Raw genomic sequence first — 20,600 nt, forward strand, 5'->3', positions numbered from 1 at the left:
CCGCGCGGGGTAGCCACTACGCTCAAGGGACAACCCGACCGGTGCACGAGTAGAAGCGGAGCCGACGTGTCTGTGCCTTCCCCAGCCCCCGGGGCGGGATCCCTCCCCGCTGCGCCGGGTGGCGCCCTCGAGGACCTGCGCGCGTCCGTCGGCCTGCAGATCGACGACGAAGCCCTGCTGCGCGCGATCGCCGGCGGGCTGGCCGACGTCGAGAAGCTGCTGCGCGAGGTCGTCCGCAGCGACGTCCAGGCCGTCCACGACGCCGCGTTGCACCTGGTCGAGGCGGGGGGCAAACGCTTCCGCCCGCTGTTCACCCTGCTGTCCGCGCAGTTCGGCCCCAAGCAGGACGACCACGTCGTGATCGCCGCCGCCGCGGTCGAGCTGGTGCACCTGGCCACGCTCTACCACGACGACGTCATGGACGAGGCCGACATGCGGCGCGGCGCCGAGAGCGTCAACGCCCGCTGGGACAACACCATCGCCATCCTGACCGGCGACTTCCTCTTCGCGCACGCCTCGCGCCTGGTCGCCGACCTGGGCACGGACGCCGCGCGGATCATCGCCGAGACCTTCGGCGAGCTGGTCACCGGCCAGATGCGCGAGACCGTCGGCCCCGGACCGGGTGACGACGCCGTCGCGCACTACCTCACCGTGATCGCGCAGAAGACCGGCTCGCTGATCGCCACGTCCGGCCGCTTCGGCGGGATGATGTCCGGCGCCGCCGAGGAGCACATCGAGGCGCTGCGCCGGTTCGGCGACATCATCGGCACCGCGTTCCAGATCTCCGACGACATCATCGACATCGCGTCGCCGTCCGACGAGCTGGGCAAGGCTCAGGGCACCGACCTGCGCGAAGGCGTGCGGACGCTGCCGATGCTGTACGCGCTGGCCGACCCCGGGACCGACCCCCGGCTGGTCGAGCTGCTGTCCGGCCCGATCGGCGACGACGCGCTCGTCCGCGAGGCGCTGGAGCTGCTGCGGGCGAGTAGCGGACTCGAACGCGCACGCGTCACCCTTTCCGACTACGCTCAGCGCGCGCGAGCCGAGCTCACCGCGTTGCCCGCGTCACCCGCCCGGGACGCTTGCGAGTCGGTCGCCGACTACCTGGTCGCGCGCACGCACTGAACTAGGGGCAGAGAAAGATGTCCATTTTCGGACAGGTTTGGCTGTGGAGCCTGGCGGCGTTCTTCGTCGGGGTGTTCCTCACCTGGCTGGTGCTCGTGCTGCCGCTCCGCAAGAGCGTCCGCAAGCTCGAGAGCGCGCTGGCCCAAGCCCACGCCGACGCCGCGCGCACGCCCGCGAACGCCGGCGCCGCCGGCACCCAGGTGTTTTCGCGGCCGGAGCCGCGGCCCGAGCCGGAGCCGACCCGCCAGGAGACGTCCTACCCGGGCACGCTGGTCTCGACGCCGCCGATCCACCGCGGCGACGTCCACGACGACATCGACCAGGACTTCGCCGAGCTCGACTCGCAGGTGCCGTCGCGGACGCCGCCGGAGCCCGAGCGCGAGGAGACCTACGAGCCGGAGCCGCAGCCCGCGGACGACGACGACCCGTACCGGAGCGCGGCGACGCAGTTCCTGACGCCGGTCCCCGAGCCGGAGCCGGAGGAGGACCCGTACCGGTCTGCCGCGACGGAGTACCTGGTCCCGGACGAGGAGCCCGAACCCGCCACCCCGGCGCTTTCCCGCCTGGAGCAGCAGCTCGACCCGGACACCCCGGCGGCGGGCTCGCTGTTCCAGTCGCCGTCGGAGGAGCAGCACGCGCCGGCGCCGGACTGGTTCGACCACGAGCCGCCCGCCGAGCGCTCGGCGTTCGAGGAGCCGATGGAGCGCACGCGCTACCTCAGCGCGCACGCCGGTTCGATCGAGGACGACGAGCCCGAAGAAGCCGAGGTGCCGCAGTACGCCTTCGCCGGTGAGGACGTGACCGGCGGCGAGCTGGACGTGCCGCCGGAGACGCCGGCCGAGTCGACCCAGGTGCTGCCGAAGCGGCAGCCGCGCGAGGCGACGGTCCGGGGCGGCTTCGACGCGCCCCAGCCGATCCAGCCGTCGATGCGCACGGTCGAGCGGCGCGACCCCGACCTGTCCGGCGGCCACAGCGGCTCGCTGTTCGAGCCGTCGGTCCAGCCCAACCAGGCGGCCGTCGCCGCACCCGAACCGCCGCCCGCGCGCCAGGCGGCGGGGGATTCGGTCCCGCCCGGCCCGTTCGGCCCGGGCTCGGCGATGCCCCGCCCCGGCGGCGGCGCGCCGAGCGACAGCTTCGCGGTGAAGGCGAGCGTCACGGCGTTGCGGTACTGCACCGAGGAGTCGGCGCAGTTCCCGAAGATGGTCGCCGAGGTGTGGTTCCGGACCGCCGAGGACGCCGAGCGCGTCGGGTTCCGCCCGCTCACCTGAGTTCGTTGTCCGTGAAGGCCACCTTGATGTTCGTCGAGGTGGCCTTCACGGCGTTTCGGCCGCTTGGAACAGGACCAGGGCGGCGCCGCCGGGGTCGGTGACCACCACCAGGGAGCCGACCGGCAAGTCGGTGCGCTCGCGCACCAGGGTTCCGCCCAGCGCCACCGCTTTCGCGGCCGCGGCGTCCACATCGGGCACCGGCGCGTAGGGCAGCCACTGCGGGGTCCGGACGTCGTCGGGAGCCAGTTCGGTGAGGCCGCCCCACGGCGCGCCGTCCGAAGTCAGCAGCGGGCCGTTCGCCTCCCAGCCCAGCAACTCGGCGAAGAAGCGCTTGCTGCCGCCGGCGTCGGCGGTCCGGACGTCGAAAAACACGAAAGGCGAAGTAGGTCGCATGACCTGAAATTTAGGACATGCGTCCTAATGGTGGCAACCCCCACGAACGAAGAAGGCCGCCACGCGCTGAGCGTGGCGGCCTTTCCGGTGTTCGAGGACTACGCGACCGTCCAGGTGTCCTTGCCGCGCAGGAGGCCCTGCAGGTCCGGCTTGCGGGCCGCGCGGGCCTGCTCGACCTGGGCGCGGGCGCCGTCGTCGTAGGTGGGGCGCTCGACCTGGCGGAGGATGCCCGTCGGGACGTGGTTGAGGCTCTGGTCGCCCAGGCGCGAGAGCGCGAAGGCGTACGACGTGTCCTGGATCGACGGGTCGTGCACCACGACGTTGTCCTCGCCGATGTCGGCGACCTTCGCGACGTCGAGGCCGCCCCAGTCGCCGCGCTTGACGCCGAACTCCTGGTTCGGGCCGAAGCGGATCGGCTCGCCCGCGCGCAGCGGGATCAGGCGCGTCGCGGCCTCGTCGGCGTCCTTGAGGACGTCGAACGCGCCGTCGTTGAAGATCGGGCAGTTCTGGTAGATCTCGACCAGCGCCGACCCTCGGTGCTTCGCCGCGGCCTCGAGGACCTCGGTGAGGCCCTTGCGGTCGGAGTCCATCGCGCGGCCCACGAACGACGCCTCGGCGCCGATCGCCAGCGACAGCGGGTTGAACGGGGTGTCCACCGAACCCATCGGCGTCGACTTCGTGACCATGCCCTGGCCGGACGTCGGCGAGTACTGGCCCTTGGTCAGGCCGTAGATCCGGTTGTTGAACAGCAGGATCTTGATGTTGACGTTGCGGCGCAGCGCGTGGATCAGGTGGTTGCCGCCGATGGAGAGGGCGTCGCCGTCGCCGGTGACGACCCACACCGACAGGTCCTCGCGCGTGGTGGCGAGGCCGGTCGCGATCGACGGCGCGCGGCCGTGGATCGAGTGCATGCCGTAGGTGTTGAGGTAGTACGGGAAGCGCGACGAGCAGCCGATGCCCGAGATGAACACGATGTTCTCGCGCTTGAGCCCCAGCGTCGGCAGGAACGACTGGACCGCGTTGAGCACGACGTAGTCGCCGCAGCCGGGGCACCAGCGGACTTCCTGGTCGGACTTGTAGTCCTTGGCCTTTTGCGGCTCTTCGGTGGTGGGCACGAGGTCCAGGCCGCCGAGAGTGGGCAGCCCGATGTCGATTGCGGTCATTTCGCCGCCTCCGTAGCAACGCCGGTGATGATCTCCGAGAACAGGTCCTGCAGCTCTTCGGCTTTGAACGCCATGCCCGCGACCTTGGTGTGGCTGTGGACGTCGACCAGGTACTTCGCCCGCAGCAGGAGCGCGAGCTGGCCCAGGTTCATCTCCGGCACCACGACCTTGTCGTAGCTGCGCAGGACGTCCCCGAGGTTGGCCGGCAGGGGGTTGAGGTGGCGCAGGTGCGCCTGCGCGATCGGCATCCCGAGCTTGCGCACCCGGCGGCACGCGGCCCCGATCGGGCCGTAGGACGAGCCCCAGCCCAGGGCCAGCACGCGTGCCTTGCCGCCGGACGGGTCGTCGACCACGACGTCCGGGACGTCGATGCCGTCGATCTTCGCCTGCCGCAGCCGGACCATCTTCTCGTGGTTGGCCGGGTCGTAGGAGATGTGGCCGGTCTTGTCGGCCTTCTCCAGCCCGCCGATGCGGTGCTGCAGACCCGGCGTGCCCGGGATCGCCCACGCGCGGGCGAGCGTCTCGGGGTCGCGGACGTACGGCCAGAACTCGCCGGAGTCGTTGTCCGCGTTGGGCTCGGACGCGAACTCGACGTGCAGGTCGGGCAGCGTCTCGACGTCCGGGATCAGCCACGGCTCGGAGCCGTTCGCGATCGCGCCGTCCGAGAGCAGCAGCACCGGCGTGCGGTACTTCAGCGCGATGCGCGTGGCCTCGACGGCCGCGTCGAAGCAGTCCGCCGGCGAGAGCGGCGCGACGATCGGGACCGGCGATTCACCGTTGCGGCCGAACATCGCCTGCAGCAGGTCGGCCTGCTCGGTCTTGGTCGGCAGGCCGGTCGACGGGCCACCGCGCTGGACGTCGATGACGACCAGCGGCAGTTCGACCATCACGCCGAGGCCGACGGCTTCGGACTTCAGCGCGACACCCGGGCCGGACGTCGAGGTGACGCCGAGCGCGCCGCCGTAGGACGCGCCGAGCGCCGCGCCGATGCCGGCGATCTCGTCTTCGGCCTGGAAGGTGATGATGCCGAAGTTCTTGTGCTTGGACAGCTCGTGGAGGATGTCCGACGCCGGGGTGATCGGGTACGTGCCGAGCAGGATCTGCAGGCCGGAGCGCTGCCCGGCGGCCACGATCCCGTAGGCGAGCGCGGTGTTGCCGGTGATCTGCCGGTAGGTGCCCTGGGCCAGCTTCGCCGGGGCGACCTCGAACGTCGTCGCGAACGACTCGGTCGTCTCGCCGTAGTTCCAGCCCGCGCGGAAGGCGAGGATGTTGGCCTCGGCGATGTCGGGCTTCTTCGCGAACTTCTCGCGCAGGAACCGTTCGGTGCCTTCGGTGGGCCGGTGGTACATCCAGGACAGCAGGCCGAGCGCGAACATGTTCTTGCAGCGCTCGGCGTCCTTCTTGCCGAGGCCGGTGTCCGCGAGCGCGCCCTGGGTCAGGGTCGACATGGCGACCCGGTGCACCTGGTAGGCGGCGAGGCTGTCGTCGTCGAGGGGGTCGGTCGCGTAGCCGACCTTGGTCAGGTTGCGCTTGATGAAGTCGTCGGTGTTGAGGATGATCGTCCCGCCCTGCGGGACGTCGGCCACGTTCGCCTTCAGCGCGGCCGGGTTCATCGCCACCAGGACGTCCGGCCGGTCGCCGGGGGTGAGGATGTCGTAGTCGGCGAAGTGCACCTGGAAGCTCGAGACGCCGGGGATGGTGCCCTGCGGCGCGCGGATCTCGGCGGGGAAGTTCGGCATCGTCGAGAGGTCGTTGCCGAAGGCGGCGGCTTCGGACGTGAAGCGGTCACCGGTCAGCTGCATGCCGTCACCGGAGTCGCCCGCGAACCGGATGACCACCCGGTCGAGCTTGCTGACCTCGGTCGTCCTGGTCGCGGCGAGCGAGCCGTGACCAGCGCCGTTGCCGTTCGCACTCGTGCTCATGAGTCAGGGATTCCCTCTCTCCCGACGTTGCGGCCGTCGATCGCCCGCCTGGTGTCGCGGCAGGCGGATCACCAGGCACTACCACGAGGTTAGCTCGCGCCCGGCGCCCATGTTTCCGCGCGTCCGGGGTCGTTGGCGACCTCTGTTATGCCCTGTCGGTCCTCTGTGCTGGTCCGACAAATACCTGTGACCGATGGTAACGGTTAAGTTAGGGGGCCTGTTGTGATGCGCGTCTCGCGGTGTGGGGTCCACGCAGTGGGATTCAGGGGCGGGACCGGATCCGCGCCCGCATCGCCTCGACCCGCTCGGCGAACTCGGGAGAGGCCAGCGACGCCAGCTGCGGCGCGAGCTCGACGTCGACGGCGTCCGCGTGGGCGGCCAGCGAGGCGGTCGTCCGCAGGCTGCGCTTGGTGGCGAGGAGCGCTTCTCGCGGCGCGGCGACCGCCGGGGCGGCCAGCTCGCGGGCGGCGGCGAGGAGGTCTTCGTGCTCGCCGTCGACCACGCGCAGCGCCAGCCCGGCGGCGACCGCGGCTTCGGCGTCGAGGGGCTGCCCGAACAACGTCATCGCGGCGGCCTGCTGCGGCCCGGCCAGGCGGTGCGTCATCCACGTCATCCCGCCGCCGGGGTGCAGCCCGAGCTCGAGGAACCGCGCGACGAACTTCGCCCGCGGCCCGGCGAGCCGCACGTCGGCGGCGAGCGCGAGGTTCAGCCCGGCCCCGACGGCCGCCCCGCCGACCGCGGCGATGGTCGGCAGCGCGCACCGCGCGACGGCGAGGAAGCCCGCGTAGATGGCGCGCAGGCCGGCTTCGTCGGCGTGGGTCAGCGCGGAGAGGTCGGCACCGGCGCAGAAGGCGGGCGGCGTCCCGGTGACGACGACGGCGTGCACGGATCCGTCCCGCTCGGCGGCCTCGACGGCGGCCACGAGCTGCGCGGAGAGGTCGAGGGTCAGCGCGTTGCGGCTGCCGGGCGCGTCGACGGTGAGGAGCGCGACGCCGCCGGTGTGCTCGCTGACGATGCTGTCGGTCATCGGGTCAGGGTATTGGTGGTGCATGGGGGAATTGCTGGTGGTGCTGGTCGGCAACCTGCTGACGATGATCGACATGACGGAGCTGTTCGGCGCCCGCCGCCGTCGCGCCCGCGCCGCGGCTTCCGCGCGGGGCGAGCGGGTGTCGATCCCGTGCGTGCTGCGCTCCGAAGACCTGACGGAGGGCCGCGAACGCCGCGGCTGGGTCGCGGTCGGCGAGGGCCCGGCGACGTGGCGGACCCCGGGCGCCGAGCCGGTGGCGTTCGACCCGGGCGAGCTGACGATGCAGGCGGTGGACCAGAAGGCGGTCACGTTCCACGCGGCAGGTGGGCGCACTGAGCTGCGGCTGCACCCGGACGAGGCTTCGCTGGTCCTGCGGGCACTGGCGGACTGAGGGGGCGCCTCACGCCTCCGGCGTGGGCGGCCGCTCCAGCAGCCGGGAAAGCACTACCGTCGACACCGTCCGGTCCACGATCTCCAGTCCCCGCAGCCGCTCCAGCGCCGTCTCCAGGTGGTGGATGTCCGCCGCTCGCAGGTGGACTATCGCGTCCGCCGCGCCCGACACCGTGTACGCCGCCACCACCTCCGGCAACGGCTCCAGCCGCGCCCGGATGCGGGCCGGGGTGATGTTGCCCTGGCACGTGACCTCGACGAACGCCTCCGTTCCCCAGCCCAGCGCCTCCGGGTCGACCACCGCCGTGAAGCCGCGGAGGATGCCCGTTTCCAGGAGCCGGTCGACCCGCCGCTTGACCGCCGGGGCGGACAGGCCGACCACCTTGCCGATCTCCGCGTAGCTCGAGCGCGCGTTCGCCACGAGGCACGAAACGATTCGCTGGTCGATGGTGTTCACACGCAACACTTAGCACAGATGTACGCAGCGAACAGCGATTGATTGCGGAATTAGGTGGACCTTACCCTGCAATCATGCAGGAGATGCGCGTACCGACCACCCGTCGATACCTCATGTGCCCCCCGCGCCACTTCGCGGTGGACTACGTGATCAACCCCTGGATGGACCCGACCCAGCCGGTCAGCGCCGACGTCGCCGTCGCGCAGTGGACCGAGCTGCGCGACACCTACCGCCGCCTCGGCCACACCGTCGAGGAGATCGACGCCCAGCCCGGGCTGCCCGACATGGTCTTCGCCGCCAACTCCGGCACGGTCGTCGACGGCCGCGTGCTCGGCTCGCGGTTCCGGGCGCCGCAGCGGGCCGCCGAGGCCGAGCACTTCCGCCGCTGGTTCGTCGAGCACGGTTACCGCGACATCACCATGCCCGAGAAGATCAACGAGGCCGAGGGCGACTTCGCCTGGACGGGCTCGCTGCTGCTGGCCGGCACCGGCTTCCGCACCGACCCGGCCGCGCACGCCGAGGCCCAGGAGGTCCTCGGGGTCCCGGTCGTCTCGCTCCAGCTGGTCGACCCGCGCTACTACCACCTCGACACGGCGCTGTTCGTGCTCGCCGAGGCCACCGACACCACGCGCGCGCAGATCGTCTACTACCCGGACGCCTTCTCGGCCGGCTCGCGCCGCGTGCTGGAGCGGCTGTTCCCGGACGCCGTCCACGCGACGAAGGAAGACGCCGAATGTTTCGGCCTCAACGGCGTTTCCGACGGCCGCAATGTCGTGCTTCCCGTCGAGGCAACTCGATTGGGTGACTTGCTTGCGGAGCGTGGTTACGAGCCGGTCTACGTCGACATCTCCGAGCTGCGGAAAGCCGGCGGCGGCCCGAAGTGCTGCACGCTGGAGATTCGCAAGGGGTGAATCCCGCCGGAACCTGTAACTCACCCGTTTGCCACGGCGATTAATCGAAGTAACAAATCGACTACTCGCGGTGGCAGGGCGGTGGAAGCGGTGGCGGTGGTCCTCGCGGTGCACGGAATAGGCCGGCCGGCTCGCCAGCTCGAACCGGGCGAGGACGAGCGCTGGCTGACCGTCGAGCAGTTCGACCGGGTGCTCGACACCGCCGCCGAGCGCGACGACGTCCACCTGACGTTCGACGACGGCAACGAGTCCGACGTCGAGATCGCGCTGCCGAGGCTGGTCGACCACGGGCTGACGGCGGAGTTCTTCCCGCTGGCCGGCCGCCTCGGGCAGCGCGGCTACCTCGACCGCGACGGCCTGCGCGAGCTCGTGCGCGCCGGGATGGAGATCGGCTCGCACGGCTGGGAGCCGCGCGACTGGCGGCGGCTCGACGACCGCCACGCCCGCCGCGAGCTGACCGACGCGCCGAAGCTCCTCGGCGACCTGTGCGGGAAGCCGGTGCGGCGGTACTCGCTGCCGTTCGGCGCCTACGACAAGCGCGTGCTCGAGCGGCTGCGCCAGGCGGGCGCGACGCGGGTCTACACGAGCGACGGCGGCGCGGTCGAGCGCGACGGCTGGCTGCAGGCGCGCACGGAGCTGCACCACGACCTCGACGGCGAGTGGCTCGACGGCGTGCTCGAAGGCGGGCACCGGCGGCCGCACTGGGTCACGCGGCTGTTCCGCCGCGGCTGACGCCGGTTTTGCCCGATCGGCTGACCGGCCGCTTTGCCGGTGACCGGAACACGGTCCAGACCAATTTCCGGGCCGCTCGCCCGATGAGCAGCCTTTTCGCCAACTCCGGCCGCATGCCGGGAAATTCCGGCACGCGCAGGTCTTGAATCCGGCACGGCCCGGGGTGCATCCTGATGCCCCGCCGCCGTAAGGAAAGTTTCCTAACTAAAGGGAGCACCGGGAAATGCGGAAACTGATCCTGCTCGCGACCCTGGCGCTGGCCTCGGCCATGATGCCCGCCACCCTCGCCACCGCCGCGCCGGCGGAACCGGCCGCGCCGGCCACCGTCGAAGCCGGCCCGACCGCGGCCCAGCTGCTGGCCAAGACGAACAGCTGCAAGCAGATCTCCAACGGCAAGTACAAGACCGACGAAGACGTCTCGGGCAAGACGGTCGCCGTCTGCGACGCCAACGGCGCCGTGTTCTGGAAAGCCGACATGGACATCGACTGCGACGGCCAGCGCTCCACGCAGTGCAACGAAGACACCGACTGCTGCTACCAGGACGACACCGCGTTCCACCAGTCCGACGGCAAGCCGCTCAACGCCGCGAAGCTGCCCTACATCGTCGTGCCGAGCTCCAGCAGCATCTGGAAGTACTCCTCGTCCCAGCTGAAGGGCGGCGGTTCCTGCGCGGTGATCTACAACGGCAAGGTCGAGTACGCCGTCATCGGCGACACCGGGCCGACGCAGATCATCGGCGAAGCCTCCTACGCGACGGCGAAGGACCTCGGCATCAACCCCGACCCGTCGAACGGCGGCACCGACTCCGGTGTGACGTACATCTGCTTCAAGAACTCGGCCGTTTCGCCGATCGAGAACCACGCGAACGCCGTGAGCAAGGGCGAGGGTCTCGCCACCACCTTCGTGAACAACAACTGAACGTCCGCATTCCGGGGCCGGTCCGCGAGCGCGCGGGCCGGCCCCGTCGTGCGGCACTCGTTGACCACGAACGCGTCCACCGTGTCGATCACCCACTGCAAGATGCATTTCCGAGCTGAATCGAGACACATTTCCCGCCGGTAAACCGGTTCGCCTCACGGCAGGCTCACGCTTTACCCCGTTCGCCACCCCCGCGGTAACGATCCAGGGGAGCGCGGCGACCAACTTGAGGGTCGCGCGGAAAAGCGGAGGTTTTGGCGTGAAGATCAGTGTCTTCGGGCTCGGTTACGTCGGTTGTGTCTCCGCCGCGTGCCTGGCGGGGCAGGGGCACCGGGTGGTCGGCGTGGACGTCAACCCGGTCAAGATCGACCTCATCACCGCCGGCAACGCGCCGGTGGTCGAGGAGCGGATCGGCGAGCTGACCGCCGAAGTCGTCGCGAGCGGCGCGCTGAGAGCCACGACCGACGTCGCGGAAGCGGTCGCCGACAGCGAGATCTCGCTGGTCTGCGTCGGCACGCCGTCGGCGCCGAACGGCAGCCTCTCGACGGTCTACCTCGAGCGCGTCGCCGAGGAAATCGGCGAGGCGATCGCGAACAAGAGCGAGCGGCACACCGTCGTCTTCCGCAGCACGATGCTGCCGGGCACCTGCCTGGACCTGCTGGTCCCGATCCTGGAGAAGGCTTCGGGCCGCACCGCGGGCGTCGACTTCGGCGTCGCGGTGAACCCCGAGTTCCTGCGCGAGGGCACCAGCGTCCGCGACTTCTTCGACCCGCCGAAGACCGTGATCGGCGAGATCGACGAAGCCAGCGGTGACGCCGTCGCCGCGCTCTACGAAGGCCTGCCCGGGCCCGTCTTCCGCGTGCCGATCCCGGTCGCGGAGATGACGAAGTACGCCGACAACTCCTTCCACGGCCTGAAGATCGGCTTCGCGAACGAGCTCGGCTCGATCTGCCGGGCGCTGGGCCTCGACTCGCACCAGGTGATCGACGTCTTCCTCGCCGACACCAAGCTCAACGTCAGCCCGGCCTACCTCAAGCCCGGGTTCGCCTTCGGCGGCTCGTGCCTGCCGAAGGACCTGCGCGGGCTGGTCTACGCCGCGCACCGCGCCGACGTCAGCGTGCCGATCCTGTCGCACGTGCTCGCGTCCAACGACGATCACCTGCAGCGCGCGTTCGACCTGGTCGCACGCACCGGCAAGCGCAAGGTCGGCCTGTTCGGCCTCTCCTTCAAGCCGGGCACCGACGACCTGCGCGAGTCCCCGCTGGTCGAGCTGGCCGAGAAGCTGCTCGGCAAGGGCTACGACCTCAAGATCTACGACGCGAACGTCAGCCTCTCGCGGCTGATGGGCGCCAACCGCGAATACATCGAGGGCCGGCTGCCGCACCTCGGCCAGCTGCTCGCCGGGTCCGTCGAGGAAGTCATGGACCACGCCGACGTCCTCGTCGTCGGCTGCAAGGACCCGGACGTGCTGGCGGCCCTGCCGCACGGCGGCGACCGGGTGCTCGTCGACCTCGTCCGCCTGCCCGACGCGGCGACGCGTCGCCTTGAAGAGGGATACGCCGGCCTTGCCTGGTAAAGCGCTCATCCTCGTCGAAAACCTCTCCGTTCCCTTCGACCGGCGGGTCTGGCAGGAGTCCACGACCCTGCGCGACGCCGGGTGGGAAGTCCACGTGATCTGCCCGCAGGGCACGAAACGCGACACCGAGGCCGAAGCCGTCGTCGACGGCGTCCACATCCACCGCTACCCGCTCAAGGCCGCGACCGGCGGGCCCGCGGGCTACCTGCAGGAGTACGGCAGCGCGCTGTGGCACACGCTGCGGCTGGCCCGGAAGGTCGGGCGGGTCGACGTCGTGCACGCCTGCAACCCGCCGGACCTACTGTACGTGGTCGCGAAGGTGCTGAAGCGCCAGGGCGCGAAGTTCATCTTCGACCAGCACGACCTGTGCCCCGAGCTGTACCTCTCGCGCTTCGACCGCGGGCAGGACCTGCTCTACCGCGGGGTCTGCGCGCTCGAACGCGCCACCTACCGCACCGCCGACGTCGTCATCTCGACGAACGAGAGCTACAAGCAGGTCGCCCGGATCCGCGGCGGCAAGAAGCCCGAGGACGTCTTCGTGGTGCGCAGCGCGCCGGTCGTCGAGCGGTTCCACGAGGTCCCCGTCGAGCCCGAGCTGAAGAAGGGCAAGCCCTTCATGCTCGCCTACCTCGGCGTGATGGGCCCGCAGGACGGCGTCGACTACGCCCTGCGCGCGCTCGCGAAGCTGCGCGACGAGGTCGGGCGCACCGACTGGCACGCGGTGTTCGTCGGCTCCGGCGACGCCTTCGACGACATGGTCGCGCTCTCGGCGAAGCTCGGGCTGGCCAACCAGGTCGAGTTCACCGGCCGGATCCCCGACGAGGACCTGGTCCGCTACCTCTCCACCGCCGACGTCTGCCTGTCGCCGGACCCGCTCAACCCGCTCAACGACGTTTCCACGATGAACAAGGTCATGGAGTACATGGCGATGAGCAAGCCGATCGTCTCGTTCGAACTGCGCGAAGCGCGCGTTTCGGCGGGCGACGCGGCGGTCTACGCCCCGGCCAACGACGAGTCGGCGTTCGCGAAGCTCGTCTCGCAGCTGCTCGACGACCCCGAAGAGCGGGTCCGGATGGGCAAGCTCGGCCAGGCCAGGGTCGCCGGTGCGCTCTCGTGGGAGAACTCGGCGAAGAACCTCATCGCCGCGTATGAGCACGCTGTGAAGTCCTGATCGCCGTTAGGTCAAGAACTCACCGGACGTGTAACCAAAGCTCCCGGTCCGACGACGGTTCGGGTAACCGGCCGATCCACTGACCCCGTTCGGCGTACCCGTCTCAGGAATGGAGATACCGCCGTTGACTGAAGACACGGTGCGCCTGGCCCTGATCGGGCAGGTCGTCCGGCGACGATGGCGGCTGCTGGCCGCACTCGCCGTCCTGGGCGCGGCGGTCGGCGCCGCGGCGTCGTTCCTGCTGTCGCCGGGCTACCAGACGTCGTCGAGCGTGCTGCTGCAAGGGCCGCGGCAGGCCGACGAGCTGCTGACCCAGGCCGAGGTCGCGACCAGCTCGGTCGTCCTCGACCGGGCCGCCGCCGTGCTCCCGTGGCACCCGAGCGGCGCGGACCTGAAGAAGCAGGTCAAGACGTCGGTGGCGAACGGCAACGTCGTGGCGATCACCGTGTCCGCCGACACCGCCGAGCACGCCCAGCAGCTCGCCGACCAGGTCGCGCAGCAGTTCGTCAAGTACTCCGGTCAGCTGGCGAGCAACTCCGCCGACGCGTCGGTGCAGCTGGCCCAGGAGCAGCGCGAGTCGCTGCGCAACCAGGTCAAGCTGACCACCGAGAAGATCAGCGACATCGCCAAGAACGTCGGCGGGGACCTCACCGTCGAAAGCGTCCAGGTCCGCACCCAGCTCGAAGGGCTGCGGTCGTCGCTGGAGCAGGCCATCAACGACCTGAACCAGGCCGACCTCGCCACCGGCGTCGGCAACACCGTCGTGATGGGCAGCGCCGAACGCCCGGACGCGGCGGCCGCGCCGACGCTGACGCAGCTCGCCGTCGGCGGCGCGGTGCTGTTCTTCCTCGCCGGCGTGTTCGGCCACCTGTTCACCGCCCGCGCCGACCGGCGGCTGCGCGGCGAACCGCAGATCGCCGCCGCGCTCGGCGCGCCGATCCTCGCCGGCGTCGACGTCGAGACCCCGCAGGGCGACCAGCTCCCGGCCGCCGGGTTCACCGGCAAGGTGCGGCGGCTGCTCGGCGGCGACCGGCCGTGGGTGCTGCCGCCGGTGGCGACCTCGGCCGACGAGGTCAACCGCGACATCCGCTACCGGCGGGTGCTGGCCCGGCTGTCCACCGGCCCCGCCGACGTCCTGCTCCTGGTCGGCGACGACGACGAGACCGGCCGCCTGGCCGCCGAGCAGCTCGCCGGGCTGGCCGACCGGCTGTCCGTGCCGCTGCGCGTCTTCGAATACTCGGCCGAACGGCCGACCGTGCCGGACGGCAGCGCCGACTCCGGCGTCCTGCTCGTCCTCGGCGCCGGCACCCGCACCGCGTGGGAGCTCGTCCGGCTCGCCGAAGCCTGCGCCGACGCCGGCCAGGAGGTCGTCGGCGCCGTCCTCACCCACCCCGTCCGACCGGCCGAGCCGGAGAAGAAGCCCGAACCCGCGGCGGAAGCCCCCGAGAAAGCCCTGGCAGGTTCGGCGTGACGACCACCTCCGAGACCCCGACCGCACCCCTCATCGACCTGCAACGCCTCTTCGTCGCCATCCGGCGCCGCAAGCGCTTCTGGCTCACCACCGCGCTGCTCGGGCTGATCGCCGGCGCGGCGGTCGGCATCGTGCTGCCGGCGCCGCCGACCGCGGTCGCCAAGATCATCGTCGTCCACCAGGACGACTCGCCGACCGACAGCGGCACGCTCATGCGCACCGACGTCGCCGTGCTGTCGACCACGCGGATCGCGGAAGGCGCGCTGAAGAAGCTCAACAGCACCGAAGCGCCCGAAGAGTTCTTGAAGAACTACGCGGGCCTGGGCCTGACGAACAACGTCCTGCAGATCACCGTCAAGGCCAAGAGCAACGAAGAGGCCGTGGCGCAGGCGCAGGCGCTGGCCGACACGTTCATCACCGACCACGTCCAGCGCAGCCAGGCCGCGGCGGCCGCCCAGTCCAAGGCCATCCTCGACCAGCGCAAGAACGCGCAGGACGAGCTGACCAAGGTCGACCAGCAGATCGCCGACGAGACCGGCAAGGGCCGCAACGCGAACGCCAGCACCCTCGAAGGCATGTACGGCCGCCGCGCCGCACTGGCGTCGCAGATCTCCGACTTCGACTCCCGCGCCCAGCAGGCCGGCATCGGCAGCCCGCAGGTCGCCGCGGGCACCCAGATCGTCGACGCGCCCCGGGCGCTGCCGAAGGCGTTCCTCAAGACGGAGGCGACCAACGGCGGCATCGGCTTCGCGCTCGGCCTGGCCCTCGGGCTCGCGTTCGCCGCGATCGGCGCGGTGTCGCGAGACCGGCCGGTGCTGCGCCGCGAGATCTCCACGCACCTCGGCGCGTCCGTGCTCGCCCAGCTGCCGTCCAAGCGCCGGGGTCTGGCCCGGGTGTGGAAGCGCGCGCGGGTGGTGTCCGACCGCGAACGCGTCGCCACGACGCTCGCCCGCGTGATCAAGAAGGACGCGCGCGGGGTGTCGGTGCTCGAACTCGGCGCGCCGAAGGTCGCCGCCGCGCTCGCCCTCGACATCGCCGCGGACCTGGCGGACGGCGGGCGCGCGAGCGTCGTCGACGACCTGCCCGGCGAAGACGTCCGCAAGCTGGCGGCGGAGGCCAAGAGCGACGTCTCCGTGGTCGGCGCCGGCGACAGCGGCTCCGGCGGGCGCCGCATCGGCGTCGGCACGGTCGCCCCGGGCACGGCGTGGACCGACCTGGAGCACCTCGGCGCGGAGACCGTGCTGGTCGTCAAGGCCGGGCACGCCAACACGCTCTGGCTGCACACCGTCGCGCGGCAGCTCGCCGACCAGCACATCCCGATCATCGGCGTGGTGCTGGTCGACCCGGACCCGCGGGACAAGTCCGACGGCACGCTGTGGGACGGCCTGCACACGGCGCTGCGCGGTCGCGCCGGGCACGCGCCGGCCCCCGCGGCCGCCCCGGGCGTCGTCGCGGTCGAGCAGGAAGACCGCCTGGACGAGCTGGCCGCCCGGATCGCCGAGCGGGTCGCCAAGACCGAGCCGCCGACGCGCCGGTTCACCCCGGTCCGGCCGGTGCTCCCGCCCGCGCTCGCCACGCCCAAACCGCCGGCGGCACCGCTGCCGGCCCCCGGCTCCGTCAGTGTCCCGGACCACCTGGACGCCCCGACGAAGAAGTTCGCCCCGGTCAAGCCCCCGAAGCGGCCGACGCCGTTCAAGCGTGACCACGGCGAACCCGCCCACACGGGCGAACTGAACGCCGAGCTCGAGCCAGAAAAGAGCACTGTGCCAACCGGGGCTTCGCCCCGAACCGGGGGCTTCGCCACCCAGACCCCCGAAAAAAGCGCCGAGGTCTCCTGACCCGCGCCCCGAATGAAGGGGTCCCACTCGAGATGTGCGGCATCGCAGGCACCTACCTCTGGCCGGACGGCGGGCCGCTGACCGACCGGCTGACCAAGACGCTGGCCCACCGCGGGCCGGACGGCTCCGGCCGCTACGAGCACCGCGCCGGCCCCGGGGAAGTCCACCTCGGCCACCGGCGGCTGTCGATCGTGGACCTGTCCGAGACCGGCGCCCAGCCGATGGTCCACGACGGCCTCGCGCTGAGCTACAACGGCGAGCTGTACAACGCGCCCGAGTTGCGGGCCGAGCTCGCCGCGGCCGGCGTCCGCTTCCGCGGCACGTCCGACACCGAGGTGCTGCTGCAGGCGTGGCGGCGCTGGGGCACGGACTGCCTGCCGAAGCTGCGCGGGATGTTCGCCTTCGCCATCTTCGAGGAGGGCACCGGCGAGCTGTTCCTGGTCCGCGACCAGCTCGGCATCAAGCCGCTGTTCTTCGTGCAGCGCAACGGCGGGATCGCGTTCGCCTCCGAGCTCAAGGCCCTCGCCGGTGAGCTCGGCGGGTCGCTGCAGGTCGACAGCGGCGCGCTGATCGCGTCGCTGCTCTACTACTGGGTGCCCGACAGCCGGTGCGCCTACCAGGGCGCGGAAAAGCTGCAGCCGGGCACGTGGCTGCGCTGCCGCCCGGACGGCCAGGTCGACCGCGGCCGGTTCTGGTCGCTGCGGGAGGTCGCCGAGGAGGGCGCCGCCTTCGACGGCGACGTCGACCTGCATTCCGTCATCGCGGAATCGACCGCCAAGCACCTGATCTCCGACGTCCCGGTCGCGACGTTCCTCTCCGGCGGCCTGGACTCCAGCTACCTGACGGCGCTGGCCGCGCGTTCGCAGCCGGGGATTTCCGCGTACACCATCGGGTTCCGCGCCGAAGACGCCAAGTTCGAGGCCATGCCGGACGACCTGAAGTACGCCCGGATCGTCGCGGAGAAGTTCGGCGTCGACCTGCACGAGATCGAGATCGCGCCGCAGGTGCTCGACCTGCTGCCGAAGATGACCTACCACCTCGACGAGCCGATCGGCGACCCGGCGGCGATCAACTCGTTCCTGATCTGCTCGGCCGCGCGCGAGGCCGGCGTCAAGGTGATGCTGTCCGGGATGGGCGCCGACGAGCTGTTCGCCGGCTACCGCAAGCACCTCGCGAACCTGATCGCGCTGCGCTACCACAAGGTGCCGGGCGCGGTCCGGCGGCCGGTCGAGTCCATTGTGGACCGACTGCCGGTCGCCTCGGCCAAGCGCGGGTACCGGTCGGTGCGGTTCGCGAAGCGGTTCCTGTCCTTCGCCGGCCTGCCGGAGGAGACGGCGTTCCGCCGCAGCTACACGATGTACGACCGCGCGGAGCTGCTCGACCTGGTCAACCCCGACCTCGCGCCGGTCGTCGACGACGTCCTGACCGAGCACTCGGACACCTACCACGACCAGGCGCTCGACGACTTCGTCAACCGCATGTGCCTGGCCGATTCGCGGCTGTTCCTGCCCGGGCTGAACCTCGCCTACACCGACCGTTCGACGATGGCGGCGTCCACCGAGGTGCGCACGCCGTTCGTCGACGTCGAGGTCGTGCGGGCGGCGTTCAAGATCCCGGGCAACAAGAAGATCGTCGGCCGCGCGGGCAAGGTCGCGCTGAAGAACGCGGCGCTGAACATCCTGCCGAGCGAGATCGTGCACCGGCCGAAGGGCCTGTTCAGCGCGCCGCTGCGGGCCTGGATGAGCCGCGACCTGGCGCCGCTGGTGCGCGAAGTCGTCAACGAAGGCGTGCTCGTTTCTTCGGGATTCCTGCAGCGTGAGACGTTGCAGCGCATGGTCGCCGAGGACGCCGCCGGCCAGGAGGACCGCGGCAAGCACCTCTGGCACGTCTTGACCCTTGAATACTGGTACCGGAACGCGATGGCGGGAGCGAAGTGAAGCAGGTAGTCCAGAACTACAAGAGCGGTGAGCTGGCACTGCTGGAGGTACCCGAGCCCGCCTGCAAGCCCGGCGGCGTGCTGGTGCGGACGGTGTACTCGCTGATCTCGACCGGCACCGAGATGATGAAGGTGTCCGAGGCCAGCCTGTCGCTGGTGGGCAAGGCGAAGGCCCGCCCCGACCAGGTGGCGAAGGTGATGCAGAGCGTCGCCACCAACGGCCTTTCGGCGACCTACCGCAAGGTGACGTCCAAACTGGACTCCTACACCCCGCTCGGCTACTCGCTGTGCGGCATCGTCGAGCAGGTCGGCGACGGCATCACCGACGTCGCGGTCGGCGACCTCGTGGCGTGCGCGGGCAACGAGCACGCGCTGCACTCCGAGCTGAACTGGGTGCCGAAGAACCTCTACTCGCGCGTCCCCAACGGCGTCGACCCGCGCCACGCGGCGTTCGGCACCGTCGGCTCGATCGCCATGCAGGGCGTCCGCCGCGGCGAACCGCAGATCGGCGACGTCGCGCTCGTGATCGGCCTCGGCCTGATCGGCCAGCTCGTCGTCCAGCTGCTGACGTCGTCCGGCGTGCGCGTCGTCGGCGTCGACCCGGACCCGGAGCGCTGCAAGCTCGCCGAGAGCCTCGGCGCGCTGACCTGCGCGCACCCGGCGTCCGGCATCGTCGACAACGCCGTGGCCGAGCTGACCCACGGCGCGGGCGTCGACCAGACCTACCTCGCGGCCGGCGGCAACACGAACGACCCGGTGGAGCTGGCCGCGAAGCTGTCGCGCGACCGCGGCCGCGTCATCGACATCGGCAAGTGCAAGCTCGACCTGCCGTGGAACGCCTACTACGAGAAGGAACTGGACGTCCGGTTCTCGCGCTCCTACGGCCCGGGCCGCTACGACCCGTCGTACGAGCTGGAGGGGCGCGACTACCCGATCGGCCAGGTCCGCTGGACCGAGCGCCGCAACCTCGAGTGCGTCCTCGACCTGATCGCCCGCGACCGCCTCGACGTCGAGCCGCTGATCACGCACGTCTCGGACTTCTCGTCGGCGGTCGAGACGTACCAGTCGCTGAACGACGGCTCGCTGAAGGCGGTGGCGGTGCTGTTCCGCTACCCCGACGCGGTCGCCCGCACGGAGCCCGTCGTGACGTCGGCGCGCGTCGGCGTGACCTCGCGTGCGGCGGCTGCGCTCCCCGCGGGACAGCCGGTGCGCCTGGGCTTCATCGGCGCGGGCAACTACGCGTCGTCGATGCTGCTGCCGCACCTGGTCGAGCGCTCGGACGTCCAGCTCAAGCACGTCGCGACGACGTCCGCGCTGTCCGGCGCCAACGCCCGCCGCAAGTTCGGCTTCGCCGAGGCGTCCACCGACATCGACAACGTCCTGGGCGACTCCTCGATCGACGCGGTCTTCGTGGTGACGCGGCACAGTTCGCACGCGGAGCTGACGCGCCAGGCGCTGCTGGCGGGCAAGACGGTGTTCGTCGAGAAGCCGCTGGCCCTGTCGGAAGCGGAGTTGCAGAAGGTCCTCGACGCGATCGAGGAGTCCGGCAACGACCGCCTCCAGGTCGGCTTCAACCGCCGTTTCGCGCCACTGCTGCACGAAGCCCGCGACCAGTTCGGCCCCCGAGTCGGCCCGGCGACGGTCCGCTACCTGGTCAACGCGGGCCGCCTCGACCACGGCAGCTGGTACAACCAGACCACCACCGAGGGTTCGAGGTTCGTCGGCGAAGGCGGCCACTTCATCGACACGGTGAGCTGGCTCCTCGACGCCGACCCGGTCTCGGTGTACGCGACCGGAGACCTCCAGGTGACCCTCGGCTACCCGGACGGCTCGACGGCGGTGATCACGTACGCGGAGACGGGTTCCTCGGGCTTCCCGAAGGAGACGCTGGACCTGACGGCCGACGGCAAGGTCCTGAAGTTCGACGACTACGTCCGAGCGTCGGTGTACTCGCGCAAGAAGTGGGCGAGCTCCCGCATCCCGAAGGGCCGCGACAAGGGCCAGGCGGCCGAGGTGAACGCGTTCCTGGAGGCGGTGCGGACGGGCGCGCCGATGCCGATCTCGGTGGCCTCCCTGGCGGCGACGACATTGGCGACGTTGGCGGCCCAGTCGAGCGTCGCGAACGCGGCCCCGGTGCGGATCGAGCTGCCGCAGAAGACAGGCGCCCCGGCATGACGACAACGGCACCGCTCCGGCCGCGGCCCGGCTGTTTCTTGGCCCTGACGAGCCCGCCGCGGGTGGCAGGCGTGCAGGTCTTGGCGGGCGCGGTGCCGGTGCGGCTGCGCCGGGACCTGGCGAGTG

17 protein-coding genes are annotated in these 20,600 nt (G+C 71.0%); 12 read left to right on the plus strand and 5 right to left on the minus strand.

Going from position 1 to position 20,600, the window contains the following annotated elements; all coding sequences use genetic code 11:
* The first annotated feature begins 72 nt into the window (after positions 1-72).
* Positions 73-1,125, plus strand: coding sequence for a polyprenyl synthetase family protein (locus ACLJQM_RS01990; RefSeq protein WP_410630275.1), 1,053 nt, complete (start codon positions 73-75; stop codon positions 1,123-1,125).
* A 17-nt stretch (positions 1,126-1,142) separates the two neighbouring features.
* Positions 1,143-2,393, plus strand: coding sequence for a hypothetical protein (locus ACLJQM_RS01995; protein WP_410629941.1), 1,251 nt, complete (start codon positions 1,143-1,145; stop codon positions 2,391-2,393).
* Between the two features lie 45 nt (positions 2,394-2,438).
* On the opposite strand, the gene ACLJQM_RS02000 is transcribed toward ACLJQM_RS01995, so the two are convergent.
* The 4 genes from ACLJQM_RS02000 to ACLJQM_RS02015 form a co-directional block, all read right to left on the minus strand.
* Complete coding sequence (locus ACLJQM_RS02000; protein WP_360768048.1) at positions 2,439-2,786, minus strand: VOC family protein; 348 nt, start codon at positions 2,784-2,786, stop codon at positions 2,439-2,441.
* A gap of 98 nt (positions 2,787-2,884) precedes the next feature.
* Positions 2,885-3,949, minus strand: coding sequence for a 2-oxoacid:ferredoxin oxidoreductase subunit beta (locus ACLJQM_RS02005; RefSeq protein ID WP_247015258.1), 1,065 nt, complete (start codon positions 3,947-3,949; stop codon positions 2,885-2,887).
* On the minus strand, positions 3,946-5,871 hold the full coding sequence (locus ACLJQM_RS02010; protein WP_247015256.1) for a 2-oxoacid:acceptor oxidoreductase subunit alpha: 1,926 nt from the start codon (positions 5,869-5,871) through the stop codon (positions 3,946-3,948). The genes ACLJQM_RS02005 and ACLJQM_RS02010 overlap by 4 nt, the downstream gene beginning before the upstream one ends.
* 262 nt (positions 5,872-6,133) lie before the next feature.
* A complete protein-coding gene (locus tag ACLJQM_RS02015; protein ID WP_410629944.1) occupies positions 6,134-6,898 on the minus strand; it encodes an enoyl-CoA hydratase in 765 nt (254 codons plus the stop codon).
* Between the two features lie 22 nt (positions 6,899-6,920).
* Here ACLJQM_RS02015 and ACLJQM_RS02020 point away from each other — a divergent pair, with 22 nt between their 5' ends.
* A complete protein-coding gene (locus ACLJQM_RS02020) occupies positions 6,921-7,289 on the plus strand; it encodes a hypothetical protein (RefSeq protein ID WP_410629946.1) in 369 nt (122 codons plus the stop codon).
* 9 nt (positions 7,290-7,298) lie between these two features.
* Here ACLJQM_RS02020 and ACLJQM_RS02025 read toward each other — a convergent pair whose 3' ends face one another.
* Positions 7,299-7,745: an Lrp/AsnC family transcriptional regulator gene (locus ACLJQM_RS02025; RefSeq protein WP_247015250.1), complete on the minus strand. Its 447-nt coding sequence runs from the start codon at positions 7,743-7,745 to the stop codon at positions 7,299-7,301.
* Between the two features lie 83 nt (positions 7,746-7,828).
* Between ACLJQM_RS02025 and ddaH the strand changes: the two genes are divergently transcribed.
* From ddaH to ACLJQM_RS02070, 9 genes are all read left to right on the plus strand, one after another.
* Positions 7,829-8,656 carry a dimethylargininase gene (gene ddaH, locus ACLJQM_RS02030; RefSeq protein ID WP_410630276.1) on the plus strand — a complete coding sequence of 276 codons (828 nt, stop codon included), beginning with the start codon at positions 7,829-7,831 and terminating at the stop codon, positions 8,654-8,656.
* Positions 8,657-8,737: 81 nt separating this feature from the next.
* Positions 8,738-9,388, plus strand: a complete 651-nt coding sequence (locus ACLJQM_RS02035; protein ID WP_247015248.1) for a polysaccharide deacetylase family protein — start codon at positions 8,738-8,740, stop codon at positions 9,386-9,388.
* A 223-nt stretch (positions 9,389-9,611) separates the two neighbouring features.
* Positions 9,612-10,307, plus strand: a complete 696-nt coding sequence (locus tag ACLJQM_RS02040; protein WP_410629948.1) for a glycoside hydrolase family 75 protein — start codon at positions 9,612-9,614, stop codon at positions 10,305-10,307.
* 259 nt (positions 10,308-10,566) lie between these two features.
* Positions 10,567-11,883 carry a nucleotide sugar dehydrogenase gene (locus tag ACLJQM_RS02045; protein WP_360768058.1) on the plus strand — a complete coding sequence of 439 codons (1,317 nt, stop codon included), beginning with the start codon at positions 10,567-10,569 and terminating at the stop codon, positions 11,881-11,883.
* On the plus strand, positions 11,873-13,054 hold the full coding sequence (locus ACLJQM_RS02050) for a glycosyltransferase family 4 protein (protein WP_360768061.1): 1,182 nt from the start codon (positions 11,873-11,875) through the stop codon (positions 13,052-13,054). Before ACLJQM_RS02045 ends, ACLJQM_RS02050 begins: the two co-directional genes overlap by 11 nt.
* 109 nt (positions 13,055-13,163) lie before the next feature.
* Positions 13,164-14,525 (plus strand): exopolysaccharide biosynthesis protein, encoded by a 1,362-nt coding sequence (locus ACLJQM_RS02055; RefSeq protein WP_360768064.1) that lies wholly within the window; start codon positions 13,164-13,166, stop codon positions 14,523-14,525.
* On the plus strand, positions 14,522-16,363 hold the full coding sequence (locus ACLJQM_RS02060) for a Wzz/FepE/Etk N-terminal domain-containing protein (protein WP_410629952.1): 1,842 nt from the start codon (positions 14,522-14,524) through the stop codon (positions 16,361-16,363). The genes ACLJQM_RS02055 and ACLJQM_RS02060 overlap by 4 nt, the downstream gene beginning before the upstream one ends.
* A gap of 32 nt (positions 16,364-16,395) precedes the next feature.
* Positions 16,396-18,300 (plus strand): asparagine synthase (glutamine-hydrolyzing), encoded by a 1,905-nt coding sequence (gene asnB, locus ACLJQM_RS02065; protein ID WP_410629954.1) that lies wholly within the window; start codon positions 16,396-16,398, stop codon positions 18,298-18,300.
* Positions 18,297-20,474 (plus strand): bi-domain-containing oxidoreductase, encoded by a 2,178-nt coding sequence (locus ACLJQM_RS02070; RefSeq protein WP_410629956.1) that lies wholly within the window; start codon positions 18,297-18,299, stop codon positions 20,472-20,474. Before asnB ends, ACLJQM_RS02070 begins: the two co-directional genes overlap by 4 nt.
* Positions 20,475-20,600 lie beyond the last annotated feature (126 nt).

Origin of the sequence: Amycolatopsis sp. cmx-4-83, from assembly GCF_046548815.1 — a bacterium.
Lineage (GTDB): Bacteria > Actinomycetota > Actinomycetes > Mycobacteriales > Pseudonocardiaceae > Amycolatopsis > Amycolatopsis pretoriensis_A.

Bases quoted from the DNA above. Each gene is read 5' to 3' on its own strand.
- ACLJQM_RS02015 (WP_410629944.1), bottom strand. From the start codon at position 6,898: ATGACCGACAGCATCGTCAGCGAGCACACCGGCGGCGTCGCGCTCCTC.
- ACLJQM_RS02005 (WP_247015258.1), bottom strand. From the start codon at position 3,949: ATGACCGCAATCGACATCGGGCTGCCCACTCTCGGCGGCCTGGACCTC.
- ACLJQM_RS02020 (WP_410629946.1), top strand. From the start codon at position 6,921: ATGGGGGAATTGCTGGTGGTGCTGGTCGGCAACCTGCTGACGATGATC.
- ddaH (WP_410630276.1), top strand. From the start codon at position 7,829: ATGCGCGTACCGACCACCCGTCGATACCTCATGTGCCCCCCGCGCCAC.
- ACLJQM_RS02055 (WP_360768064.1), top strand. From the start codon at position 13,164: ATGGAGATACCGCCGTTGACTGAAGACACGGTGCGCCTGGCCCTGATC.
- ACLJQM_RS02010 (WP_247015256.1), bottom strand. From the start codon at position 5,871: ATGAGCACGAGTGCGAACGGCAACGGCGCTGGTCACGGCTCGCTCGCC.
- ACLJQM_RS01995 (WP_410629941.1), top strand. From the start codon at position 1,143: ATGTCCATTTTCGGACAGGTTTGGCTGTGGAGCCTGGCGGCGTTCTTC.
- asnB (WP_410629954.1), top strand. From the start codon at position 16,396: ATGTGCGGCATCGCAGGCACCTACCTCTGGCCGGACGGCGGGCCGCTG.
- ACLJQM_RS02000 (WP_360768048.1), bottom strand. From the start codon at position 2,786: ATGCGACCTACTTCGCCTTTCGTGTTTTTCGACGTCCGGACCGCCGAC.
- ACLJQM_RS02040 (WP_410629948.1), top strand. From the start codon at position 9,612: ATGCGGAAACTGATCCTGCTCGCGACCCTGGCGCTGGCCTCGGCCATG.